Raw genomic sequence first — 12,112 nt, forward strand, 5'->3', positions numbered from 1 at the left:
GTACTAATGACCCGTGAGGCTTAACCATACAACACCCAAGTGGTTTTAAGGTTGTATGAAGACTGACAAACACGTACTCAGAATTGAATAAGTAAGATATATCGTTTTCCAAGATTGACTGTTTTTGTCTAGCGACAATAGCACTGTGGTACCACCTGATCCCATGCCGAACTCAGAAGTGAAACGCAGTAGCGCCGATGGTAGTGTGGGAGGTCCCATGTGAGAGTAGGACATTGCTAGACTTTTATTTAGAGAAACCCGCAGCTGACGCTGCGGGTTTTTTGCTTTTTCAATAAAAGTAATCTGGCTATAGCTGAGCCCACTATGTAGTCTACTTCCCAATATCCAAACAGGTTATGTGCTTGGAGTGTCTTTGTCATTTACAACCCTATAGGTGCTCATAGGCTTGATAGTTAAAGCATACAGGTGCATTGTTGTTAAGTTTCTTTCCCTTGCTCTAGCTTCTCTAACTCTTCGAGAAAACGTCGCAAATAAGCCCTTAACCTTTTTTCATTCGGGTATTCATAGTTATGAATATGCGATATTTTTTGTTTAGGAACGTTAAGCTCTTCAGTGATATGTTGCTTAATTATTTTTATGTCCAGGTAATCAAGCTCAAAGAATTTAATTGCTTCATCTTTGGCATGGGCTTCGGGATCTTTGCTGAAAATAACATTATACAAAGGTAAAGTGATAGGCATTTGCTACCTGTCGTGTAGCGGCTTAAAAAGTTCTTTTACATAAGTACTTTGACAATTAGGGCAAGCGTAAAATGATAGCTTCCAGCTAACCTTTTGGGTTAAATCAAGCTCATGTTGACATCGATAACATTTTAACGTGTCGTGCTTACCTATTTTCCACATGATGAGTATTAACTCGTTGGCTGATAATGCGGTTTAACATGACATAGCCTGGGGGGATTGTTCAACAAACAGGTAAAGTACTGTGGCTATATGGAAGAGAGTGAATAGAAAAGCATATAATTTGGGCATGTGTTATTTCCTTTTAGGAGATATTTGGGAAATAACACATGTTTGTACATTGTATCAGCTATGTAGCCTATAACAGGCTTAGTTATGACTTTTTAGGGCTTAGAACTCACCAATGCCGCCACCGCCAGTGCCACATTCTGGCTCGCCGTCGTTAGTGCCGGGAAACCATACCTGTTCTTCCCGGCCGCTGCCTTCAATTCTGACATAGGTTACCTGGATATCGGTTTTATGCTGTTGAGAAGTCAAATACATTGTTAGGCTACCGGTAAGCCAGTAAGTAAGCCATTCACCATTCTCATAGACAGTTCTGTGTTCATTTACAGAAACAGTTTCAGATGAAGGACATGTGACATGATTTTCTAATTGATCAAATCCAGGCTGTTGAACTGTAAACCATTTATAATTACCTAAACCAGCACTAGCCCAAATTTGAGTACTACCAGAGTAACTGCAGGTGGTATAGTCCATCTCAGTTTCTACTCGCTCGTAGTCATACACGGTCGTTGTTTTCCAAAAACCACACAAAGGTCTGGCTTCAACTGCTGAGCTAAAAATGGTGGCTGATACTAAGGCTGGCAATATTACTTTATTAAACATTTCACTTCCTTTTGTTTATCTTAAAATGTATTGATTTACATATACTCTAAGCTCTGTTTTTTTGGATATTGAATAGTTTCCCTTTCGCTATGGGGGCTATTTTTATTTTGTCCGCTCTGGTGCTTTAAAATCATCTTCTCACTTCTGCTCAGCGCTAAAGAGATCATAAATTTTGATTCAGACAAATTCATATCAAGAGCACGAATACGCTTAGTAAGTTATGTAACCTCACAGCGGTGATCAATAGTCATTTAGCGCAATGTCGCATAATGAATAGCTTTTGTAGGAAATTGAATAGCGAAATTACTTTGTTGTTTTAATTCATAAAATTTGAGATATAAAAAAGGGGAGTGAATTTATCGGGCACTCATAGGTTCAAGCGGGAAACGGAATGTTTTATAGCCGTATTTGGATTGAGCCTGGGGATTCTACTTGACTTGATCAGCTCTTAAGCGGTGTCTTCTGCTAATTCATTCGATGAAATAGCTTTGAGATAGTGAGTTGGTGACACCGCAAATTTCGCTTTAAATGCACGGCCAAAATTACTGTTGGATGAAAAGCCGGTGGCGCTGGTAATTTCCGTGACAGACTTTCCTTGTTTGAGCAAGTCCATTGCCTGATCTAAACGGTAATTACGTAAATGATCCGCCGGTGTTACATTGAGTAATACTTTTAATTTTCGTGTGAGTTGCCGTTCGGTCATATTTAATGCCTGGGCAATCGTTATTACTTTTAACCGTGAGTCAGCAATGTTTTCAGTAATTATTTTATGGTAGCGATCGATAAACAGCTGTTCCGATGCAAGCCAGCTACTTTTATTTTCTTCAGTTATGGCATCACTCGCATTAAGGGGAGAGCCTTTTTCGATCCCGGAATCATTGCCAGTTTGGTGAACATCTATAACTTGCCGGTTTTTTACCTGTTGTTTAAAGCATGCTTGTAGCTGTTTTCTTATGGTTAATAAGTTCTCTATGCGTAACAGTAAGGCAGTACTGTCAAAAGGTTTGGTTAAATACTCATCAGCGTTTGCTTGCCAGGCTTTATTTCGATTTACACTGCTGCCGTTAGCCGTTAATAAAATGATCGGGATATGACTGGTCGTAATATGACTTTTTAAGTGATTAATAACCTGGAAACCATCTTTATTAGGCATCTTTAGATCACTGATAATCAGATCCGGGATCAGGTGCTGTGCTTTAACAATGCCTTGTTGGCCATCGTTGGCGGTATGACATTGATACTTATCCTCGAGAATACTGACCAGGTAACTTTGCATATCCATATTATCTTCAATAATAAGAATACTGGCCTTGTTGTTTTTTGGCGGTCTGATGGTTATCCCGGTAAAGGGGATGCTATTTTGAATATCCAACTGTAATTTTGTGATCTTTTGGCTCAATGAAGCGGTATCTGTGAGTAAAGGCTGTGCCGCTATTTGGCTGGTATTGTTCCCGACATGTGTTGATTGGCTGGCTAAAGGAAGCTCTACAGTAAAAGTGCTGCCAACCTCCAGCAGGCTGCTGGCCTGGATTTTTCCTCCGTGGCTATCGACAATCTCTTTTACCAGCGCCAAGCCAATACCAACTCCGGGCACAGTCCTTTCGCTATCTTCTATTCGGGTGAAACGGTCAAAAATAGAGGTTAAGTCTGTTTCGGCTATACCGCAGCCCTGATCTGCCACTTTAAAAATAACATTCGTTACATTATCGCTGTAGACTCTTAAGGTAACGCTGCTACCGGCGGAGCTAAATTTCAGGGCATTAGATAATAAATTCGTCAATACCTTAGTGAGCGCATCCGGCTCCATAGCAAGGTGTAATGATCCTGGAATGTTGTTATCAACGACTAATTTGATTTGCTGTTGTTTAAAATAAGGCTGGAAGGAATGCGATAAAAATTCCACCACTTGGCTAATATTCTGCAAATGCCTGTTTTCAGTTTGGCCGCTTTCCAGTCGGGCAAGCGTTAATATTTGCTCTACCATAGTTAATAAGCGTTGGGCATTTCTATTGATCAGAGCAATATTTTTCCTGGTATGCTCTTCATGTGTCTGCTGCTCAATAGCCGTGCCAGGTGCGAGTATCAACGTCAGTGGCGTACGAAATTCATGTGTAATGTTGGCAAAAAACTTTTCTTTAGCGGATGTGATGGCTAACGCGGCTTGTTTCTCTTTTTCGGCTATTTTTCTTTGATAACTTAGTAAGATTAAGGTGGATAATAGCGCAATAAACAATAGAGCATACAAGGCATAAGCCCACCAGGTTTGCCATAATGCTGCTTTGACATTAACGGTTAAGTTAATGTAATCAGGACTCCACGCCCCATTGCCGTTCGACGATTTTACTTTAAAGACATACTGGCCTGGAGGGATGTTGGTATAAGTTGCACGGTGATGACTACCCGACTCAACCCATTCATCATCAAAACCAACTAATTTATATTGATATTGAATACTTTTTTGCGATCTGTAATTTAAGCCAATAAAGTCGAAAGCGATTAAATGATCGCTGTAATTAAAATCAACGGTGCGCATTTGCTGGTAAGGCTTAAAGGTGTCTAATGGCTGATGCAATTTCAGTATATTGGTGAGCACCACTTTTGCGGTTTGATTATTGGTTGTTATAGCCTCGGGGGTAAATATATTAAAGCCATTCTTACCGCCAAAGATCAGTTGCCCGTGACTGGTTTTGAGTGTTGAACTCAAAAAGTAATCATAACTTTGCAGGCCGTCATTTGGCGTAAAGTGCTCAAAGGTAAGGCTGTCCTGGTTCAGTCTGGTTAGCCCTTTTTTACTGCTTAACCACAGATTTTTTTCTTCGTCTTCCTGAATAGCCAGGATATTGTTACTGAGTAGACCATCTGAAACCGTAATCGTACTGAAGTGATTAATATTGTTGAGGCGGTGCTTTTGTTGCCAGATATTAAGGCCGCCACCTAAAGTACCCAGTAAAAAATCGCCTTGAGCGTTTTCAAAAATCGATGTAACCGTATTACTTGAGAGGCTATTTTTAACCCCGTTATCATGTTGAAAACAATCAATTTCATCTGTTTTTTGATCTAGCTTCATCAAGCCGTTTTCGCTTGCCAGCCATAATAGCCCTTGGCTGTCCTGATAAATGTCTAAGATCCTCTCACTACATAATCCTGCACTATCACCGGAGGCTACCCGGTAATGTTTAAAGGTTTTTCTATCCGGGCTTAATCTGCTTAACCCTCCTTTATAACTTGCGATCCAAATATTATGCTCGTTATCTTCAAAGAGATCGTAAATATTATCAGTCAGTAAGGAATTGGGATTTTCGGTTTGATGAAAGTAATAGCTCATCATATCCGTTTGTTTATTATAAACATTAAGCCCTTCGCTCCGTGTGCCTATCCAGATATTGTCTTGATGATCTATCAGTAATGAAATAATTCTGGGGTCACTTAACTGTTGGTTTTGTGAAAATGGCTTGGTTGAGTTGCTTTTGTTGTTATAAACACTTAAACCGGCACCGTGAGTCGCAACAATAAATATACCGTCGGCTTGTTCGGCAAAGCGGCTGATGACTTTTTCATCGCCTAAATGACTTTTACTTAATTTAATATGATTAAACTTCAGTTGATCATTTTTTAATTTATTAAGTCCGGCAAGCGTGCCGATCCAGAGAATAGCTTGTTCATCTTGATATATTGCACTGATACGATTATGGCTTAAACTGCCGGCTTTATTGCCGGCACTTTTAATAATGTTAATCACTTGCCTGTCGGGGCTTAATATATTTAAGCCGACATCAGTACCTACCCATAATTGTTGCTGTTTGTCTTCATAAATAACCTGTATGTTGTCGTTATTTAATGAAAGATTTGCTGCATTGTTTTTTTCTAAAGGTTTACCCTTAGGTGTAAAACGATAATGGCTAAAGTTATTGCTTTGGCTGTTGTAGCGATTAAGACCGCCTTCATGGGTACCTAACCACATCACACCTGAATGATCTTTAAAAATAGCTTTTACACTATTACTGCTTAAGCTAAAGGGGTCGTCAGCATTATTGCTAAGGTTAACAAATTCGCCTGATTGAGGTGTGAGAATACTTAATCCACCACCATCGGTACCAAGCCAGATTCGACCTGCATTATCTTCTGCAATACTCCAAATGCTGTCCGTTAATAAACCCGGGTGATCGGCTGCACGATAACGCTTAAACTTTATCCCTTCATCGGTTTCAATTAATAAGTTCAAACCGCCATTTGAGGTAGCTATCCACAGGCGTTGTTGACTGTCAATAAACAAGGCATTGACCCTGTTATCACTGAGACTGTCCGGGTTATTTTTATCATAGGTAAAATGTGAAAATTCGTTGGTCTTTTGATCAAGCAGGTTTAAACCGCCGCCATATGTCCCGATCCACAGCTGGCCTTTTGTTGTGCCGGTAAGTGCTCTGATATTGTTGTTTGACAATGAATTTGTATTGTCGATTTGATGTTGAAAGGTGACAAAACTGCTGCCGTCAAAACGGCTCAGGCCTTCATGAGTCGCAAACCACATAAAGCCGATGTTATCTTTGTGAATAGCTAAAATACTGTTTTGAACAAGCCCGTGCTCCATTGAATAATTTTCAAAATAACGTTGTTGTTCATTTGGTGTAAGGTGAGAAGGGAGCGAAGCTGTATCAGTGCTGCGAGCACCACAAATAATAGCAAAGTAGCTCAATACGCCCACTAGCAGTTTTAATAAATATAGAGATTTCCTGTCGAGTCTATGCATAGTCCATCATATAAAACGCTAGTGACCGTATGAATGTAGCACTAAATAGATATACAAGTGTTACACAGATGTTACATTGTGTGTATGTTTGATAAAGCTGTATTTTGGCTTTGGTGTTATTGATGGCGTTGTTATTGGAGTAAATCAATTTTTGACTTTTGTTGCTTTGATACCTGGAGCCACCTTTTTCTGAAGATGTGTTTTCTAATGCGTTAACCTCTCTTGATAACTTAACGCATAGTGAGTTGCTAAATCAGGCCAATCAATATGGGGAAATGGGGTCAAAAGACTGTTTTATCAGTAAAAATCGATAAGCCATTTGTTGATAAACTTGATGCATTGAATGAGGGATTTCGGTTGGAGCTTAACGCATTAGGTGCTCAGGCTAGAGAGCAGCACAGTCTGGATGTTGATACGATGCAATAACAGATAAGTGAGCTTTGCAAAGAGCACTATTGAAGCGAATAGGGAGCGTTTTTTTGGGATGTACTTTGTAGAACCTTCTGCGTTTAGATTACGAGAAAAAACTACTTTCAGCTTCAATTATTTTTCGGGGGAATTACCCTTAAATCCTTTGTACAGTAACCCGTACAGTAGCGTATAAATAATCATAAAATTAAATGTAACCCCGGCCTGATTTATTCAGTGAATTAGTCTTTGCTTAATAGTGCTATCCAAGTCAAAAAGGAGAGTGCCTATTTCAATATTTCTTACCAATTAACTGTTGCGTACAGCAGCAACCAAAGTCGCAACCCCTGAGTGGGCAAACACCCAGAGGTCGCTAACCACAACGAACTAAACAGGAGTCCGTCATGGCTGAATGTCATCATACGTCAGAGCCAAGCTCGGCAAAAGTAAAATATCCCACTTATCGGCAACTTACCGTACAGGAAACCCTTTGCGGAGCGTCTGCGAAAACCCGCGGCATCGGCATCAACTATGTGCCGGTCAAACTTGAACCTTGCATAGTGCTCAGGGGGAAGTGGCTTAAGAAAGCCGGTTTTCCCATCGGACAAAAGATCTGTATTGCGATAAATCAGGGGGAAATGGTTATCACACCTACGCAGGTTGAAGTTTCACCCGGTATCAACCGGGAAACTGAAAACTAGCAGTAAGGTGAAGAAACGAAGCTGCTGTGCTAAAAAGCTGGTACAGCAGCTTCACTCCCGAATGCTGTGCTTTTAACTGTTTGATTTTAAATGAAAGTCATGCGATTTTTGTTCTGTGTTTTTATCGCCCGCCTCCTGGTAATCAACTCTCTGATACCAGCATGTTACTGGATCTTTCTTAACCCTTATGCATCGTCTCTTCTTGGTATCAGTTGCCAGGAGGAATTTGTGGCGTCTTATTTCCTAAACTAAGGTTATTTGTCACCGAGGTGCTGCAAGCATCAATTTTGTGTCAATGATGTGTTGCCGCCAGGTGTTTCAGTCGTTTGTTGTGTTCTGGGACAAGGACAAATTTAGTTCTGAGTAACTAAATATAAAAATCAAATAGACAATATGGACATCAATATGAAAATTAACAAAGTAACGAAAGTTACCGCAGCAGTAGCTTGTGTGTTAACCATGTCGGCCCACGCGGCTCAAATTCAAAATGCTTCTACCATGGGTAAGGGCAACAGTGGTGAAGATATCAATCAAGTATTGGACTTGGCCGACATTCATCAGATCAAAAGCAGTAAAACCTTTCATCTAAGTAACAACCTGACCAAAGTACGCTTTCAACAGGCATACAAAGGGGTTCCTATTTTTGGCTACAGCCTGGCTGCCACCAAAACGCCTATGGGATTACTGACCGATGTCAAAGGTCAGTTTATCAATCTCGAAGATCATGACATATCGGTACAACCGGATTTTTCAGCCAATAATGCTTTACGGATTGCCCTGAAAAAAGACCGCGCCTCCGAAGCTAATATTTATAACGAGCAAAACCAACTCTTTATTTACATGAAAAAAGATGAGCCGCGGTTGGTACATCGTGTTTCTTATGTCATCCCCGGGACAAAGGGCGATGAGCCGTCACGTCCGGTATATTTTATTGATGCCCAGACGGGGGAAACACTTTACCGTTATGAGAACTTGCAGCATGCCTTAACAGGCACCGGCCCTGGCGGAAATGCTAAAACCGGCCAGTACCAGTATGGCACCGACTTTGGTTATATGGATGTAACCCAAAGCGGCAACACCTGTACCATGAATAATGCCAATGTTAAAACCGTTAACTTGAATCATGGCACGTCCGGCAGTTCCGCTTATTCCTATACTTGCCCGGAAAATACTCATAAAACAATTAATGGTGCCTATTCACCGTTAAATGATGCGCATTTCTTTGGTGGTGTCGTGTTTGATATGTTCAGCGATTATGTCGGCTCGGCGCCACTAACTTTCCAACTGACTATGCGGGTGCATTATAGCAACAACTATGAGAATGCTTTCTGGGATGGTTCGGCCATGACTTTTGGTGATGGCCAAAATACTTTCTACCCATTAGTCAGCCTCGATGTTTCCGCCCATGAAGTCAGTCATGGATTCACCGAGCAAAACTCGGGTTTGATTTATAGCAATATGTCGGGCGGTATGAATGAGGCTTTCTCTGATATGTCGGGTGAAGCGGCTGAATTCTTTATGAAGGGCACTAACGACTGGCTGGTTGGTGGCGATATTTATAAAGGTAATGGTGCATTACGCTATATGAATAATCCCACTCAGGATGGCAGTTCTATCGATCACGCCAATAACTATTACAACGGGCTTAATGTTCACTACAGCTCGGGTGTTTATAACAAGGCCTTTTATCTGTTAGCCACCACCGCCGGTTGGGATACTAAAAAAGCTTTCCAGGTAATGGCAAAGGCTAACCAGGTTTATTGGACCGCCAACAGCACTTTTGATGAAGGAGCCTGTGGGGTTGAGTCTGCGGCTGAAGACTTAGGCCATGCCAAGGCGGATGTTACCGCGGCATTTGATGCTGTCGGGGTCGTTTGCGGCGGTACACCGCCACCACCTCCGGGGGTATTGGAAAAAGGTGTTGCCCAGACCATTTCCGGGGCGCAGGGTTCTGAAACGCACTTTACTTATGAAACACCGGCTGATGTGAATACGGTAACCTTTAATACCAGTGGCGGCAGCGGTGATGGTGATCTCTACGTCAAGTTTGGTTCTGCTCCTACAACCGGCAGTTACGATTGTCGTCCATATATAGGCGGCAATACGGAAACCTGTGACTTCCCAAATGCACAAGCCGGTACTTATTATGTCATGATGCGGGGTTATAGTGCTTATAGCAATGCATCTATAGTGGGTGATCATACTGCCGGGGGCACACAACCCCCGGGAAACAGTGACACAGTGGATAATATCAGTGTTGACCAGGGAGCTTGGTTTAACTTAGCCGTCGACGTGCCGGCTGGGGCGGGTACCTTCACTGCCACTATTTCCGGTGGCAGCGGTGATGCTGATCTCTATTTGAGGAAAGGTGCGGCGCCAACAACCAGTAGCTATGACTGTCGTCCGTACGCCAATGGTAATAGTGAAACTTGTACCGAAGCAAGTCCGGGTGGCAGTACTATGCATATCGGCATACGCGGTTACCGGGCTTCTTCAGGTGTTACTTTGAACTGGAGTTATTAGTGGCTTAAATAGTAACTCTATAGCGGGTGATAATAATGCCGGTCAACTGATGTTGACCGGTTTTTTCATATTAATAATGCAAGTATATAATATAAGCTATACATGGCTTTTATTTGAAATTTCATGCTCTTATGCTTGCTGTTGGCTCTGTTGATAAATGGCGCTTTTTTTCTAATCTTTGTCGTAAAATCACCGACAGAATCCAAATATTTCAACCACGCTTATTGGGGCAAGGAATCGCTCCGTTTATTGTGGTTACCTTAGGGGTGATCTTGGACTTATAAAATGGAGCGGCTGGTAAACCTCAACCATCAAGGAATAAGGGAATGAAATATAAATTTATTAAGCCGGTAGTATTTACAGCTGTGAGCACATTGGCATTGCTACCCGCTCATGCAGCTGTCAAAGAAAACCTCAAAGCATATCTGGTTCAGGGGCAAGCGCTTGGCAAAGCCCTGAATATGTCGCAACAAGACACTTTTCGAAGTAAAAAATCGATAAAAACAAAAGACGGTAAAACTAAAACGCGTTATCAGCAGCTTTATCAAGATGTGCCTGTCTATGGCCACAGCCTGGTTGCAACTGAAGGAATAGATGGCGAGTTACTTGAGGTTTCAGGCGCTGTTATCCGTGAGCTGGCTAAAGATATTGAAACGACCAAAGCTGCCATTAGTAGGAAGCAAGCGATCAGCCTGTTGGTTAAAACCAAAGGGCACAGTACGCTTGATTTGGAAAATACCTCTGCTGAGTTAATGATCAAAATAGAAAAAGAGATAGCGCGTTTAGTGTATAAAGTCTCTTACTTCTCCGTTGCCGACGGTGTCCCTACGCGTCCTATGGCGTTTATTGATGCCAATAGCGGTGAAATCATAGAAGCATGGGAGGGGTTGAACCAGGTAAAAGCAGGGGAGGTTCATCCCAAAGTGTCTGCTTCATTTGCAGCAACGGGTCCCGGGGGCAATGAAAAAACCGGCAAATATTATTACGGCACTGATTTTGGCACCCTGGAGGTTAGTGAATCTTCCGGCACATGTACCATGGAGAATGCCAATGTTAAAACCATCAACATGAAAAACCGTTATTGGTTTGGACGCACACATTCTTTTACCTGCCCGGAAAATACCTATCAAGAGGTTAATGGTGGTTATGCTCCCGCGAATGATGCCCATTATTTTGGTAATCTGATCTTTGAAATGTACCAGGATTGGTTCAACACAGCGCCTTTAAGTTTTCAGCTGCAAATGAAAGTACATTACGGCCGTAATACTGATAATGCCTATTGGAATGGCAGCGCCATGTTATTTGGTGACGGCTACAGCAAGTTTTATCCCCTGGTCAGCCTTGATGTTTCCGCCCATGAAGTCAGTCACGGGGTAACCGAGCAAAATTCTAACCTACAGTATTCAAATCAGTCGGGTGGTATTAACGAAGCTTTTTCAGATATGGCGGGTGAGGTTGCTGAATATTATATGCATGGCAGTAATGATTGGCTGGTAGGGGAGCAAATATTCAAAGGCAACGGTGCGCTGCGTTATATGGCAGATCCAACACAAGACGGTAACTCAATCGGTCATGCAAGCGACTATAGCAACGGCATGAATGTGCATTACAGCTCAGGGGTATATAACAAAGCTTTCTATCTGCTGGCAAATACCAATGGTTGGAATACGCGTACCGCCTTTGAAGTTTTCTTGCAGGCCAATCAAATTTATTGGAATGCCAACACTAACTTTAACCAGGGAGCATGTGGAGTCGAGTCCGCTGCCGGCAACTTTGGCTATGATGTATCCGATGTCACGGCGGCATTTGCAGCTGTTGGTGTCGTTTGTAGTAACTAAGTCTGCTTTTATTTACGGTAATTAATTAAATCAGTCATGATTTTATCACGGGCTTTCGGGCCCGTTTTTATGTGTTATAACTTTTTATTCCCCGTTGATGCCCCAGAAGTCTTATTCCATCTCTGTATATCTATACCCCTGTTTATGCATTGTATATGTCACTTTTATGACATTCTTGCTTTGTTTTTAAACGGTCTGTTTAATATCTCACCGCTCATCAATTAATTTGAAAAAAGGTGTTGACCTCACCAAGAAAATGTCTAAAATGCGCATCCACTTCCACGGGGCAGCCCAACGAAGTGTTTT

At 41.8% G+C, this 12,112-nt stretch carries 7 protein-coding genes and 1 rRNA gene; 5 read left to right on the top strand and 3 right to left on the bottom strand.

Going from position 1 to position 12,112, the window contains the following annotated elements:
• The first annotated feature begins 127 nt into the window (after positions 1 to 127).
• A 5S ribosomal RNA gene (gene rrf, locus QL234_RS31765) occupies positions 128 to 242 on the top strand.
• A 195-nt stretch (positions 243 to 437) separates the two neighbouring features.
• Here rrf and QL234_RS31770 read toward each other — a convergent pair.
• From QL234_RS31770 to QL234_RS31780, 3 genes are all read right to left on the bottom strand, one after another.
• The gene (locus tag QL234_RS31770; protein WP_281561732.1) at positions 438 to 701 is read right to left on the bottom strand and encodes a hypothetical protein; all 264 of its coding nucleotides are present in this window, start codon (positions 699 to 701) and stop codon (positions 438 to 440) included.
• A gap of 390 nt (positions 702 to 1,091) precedes the next feature.
• Positions 1,092 to 1,589 (bottom strand): hypothetical protein, encoded by a 498-nt coding sequence (locus QL234_RS31775; RefSeq protein WP_281561733.1) that lies wholly within the window; start codon positions 1,587 to 1,589, stop codon positions 1,092 to 1,094.
• Between the two features lie 448 nt (positions 1,590 to 2,037).
• Positions 2,038 to 6,117: a two-component regulator propeller domain-containing protein gene (locus QL234_RS31780; protein ID WP_281561734.1), complete on the bottom strand. Its 4,080-nt coding sequence runs from the start codon at positions 6,115 to 6,117 to the stop codon at positions 2,038 to 2,040.
• A 486-nt stretch (positions 6,118 to 6,603) separates the two neighbouring features.
• On the opposite strand from QL234_RS31780, the gene QL234_RS31785 reads away from it, so the two are divergent.
• The 4 genes from QL234_RS31785 to QL234_RS31800 all read left to right on the top strand — a co-directional run bounded on the left by QL234_RS31785 (position 6,604) and on the right by QL234_RS31800 (position 11,806).
• Complete coding sequence (locus QL234_RS31785; RefSeq protein ID WP_281561735.1) at positions 6,604 to 6,762, top strand: hypothetical protein; 159 nt, start codon at positions 6,604 to 6,606, stop codon at positions 6,760 to 6,762.
• Positions 6,763 to 7,148: 386 nt separating this feature from the next.
• Positions 7,149 to 7,445: a SymE family type I addiction module toxin gene (locus QL234_RS31790; RefSeq protein WP_281561736.1), complete on the top strand. Its 297-nt coding sequence runs from the start codon at positions 7,149 to 7,151 to the stop codon at positions 7,443 to 7,445.
• A gap of 405 nt (positions 7,446 to 7,850) precedes the next feature.
• Positions 7,851 to 9,968: a M4 family metallopeptidase gene (locus QL234_RS31795; RefSeq protein WP_281561737.1), complete on the top strand. Its 2,118-nt coding sequence runs from the start codon at positions 7,851 to 7,853 to the stop codon at positions 9,966 to 9,968.
• 326 nt (positions 9,969 to 10,294) lie between these two features.
• Positions 10,295 to 11,806 carry a M4 family metallopeptidase gene (locus QL234_RS31800; protein WP_281561738.1) on the top strand — a complete coding sequence of 504 codons (1,512 nt, stop codon included), beginning with the start codon at positions 10,295 to 10,297 and terminating at the stop codon, positions 11,804 to 11,806.
• The last annotated feature ends 306 nt before the right edge of the window (positions 11,807 to 12,112 follow it).

Source organism: Thalassomonas sp. RHCl1 (genome assembly GCF_947387555.1).
Classification (GTDB): domain Bacteria; phylum Pseudomonadota; class Gammaproteobacteria; order Enterobacterales; family Alteromonadaceae; genus Thalassomonas.

Coding starts and splice junctions, on each gene's coding strand:
- QL234_RS31785 (WP_281561735.1), top strand. CDS start 6,604: ATGGGGAAATGGGGTCAAAAGACTGTTTTATCAGTAAAAATCGATAAG.
- QL234_RS31800 (WP_281561738.1), top strand. CDS start 10,295: ATGAAATATAAATTTATTAAGCCGGTAGTATTTACAGCTGTGAGCACA.
- QL234_RS31795 (WP_281561737.1), top strand. CDS start 7,851: ATGAAAATTAACAAAGTAACGAAAGTTACCGCAGCAGTAGCTTGTGTG.
- QL234_RS31780 (WP_281561734.1), bottom strand. CDS start 6,117: ATGTGGTTTGCGACTCATGAAGGCCTGAGCCGTTTTGACGGCAGCAGT.
- QL234_RS31775 (WP_281561733.1), bottom strand. CDS start 1,589: ATGTTTAATAAAGTAATATTGCCAGCCTTAGTATCAGCCACCATTTTT.
- QL234_RS31790 (WP_281561736.1), top strand. CDS start 7,149: ATGGCTGAATGTCATCATACGTCAGAGCCAAGCTCGGCAAAAGTAAAA.
- QL234_RS31770 (WP_281561732.1), bottom strand. CDS start 701: ATGCCTATCACTTTACCTTTGTATAATGTTATTTTCAGCAAAGATCCC.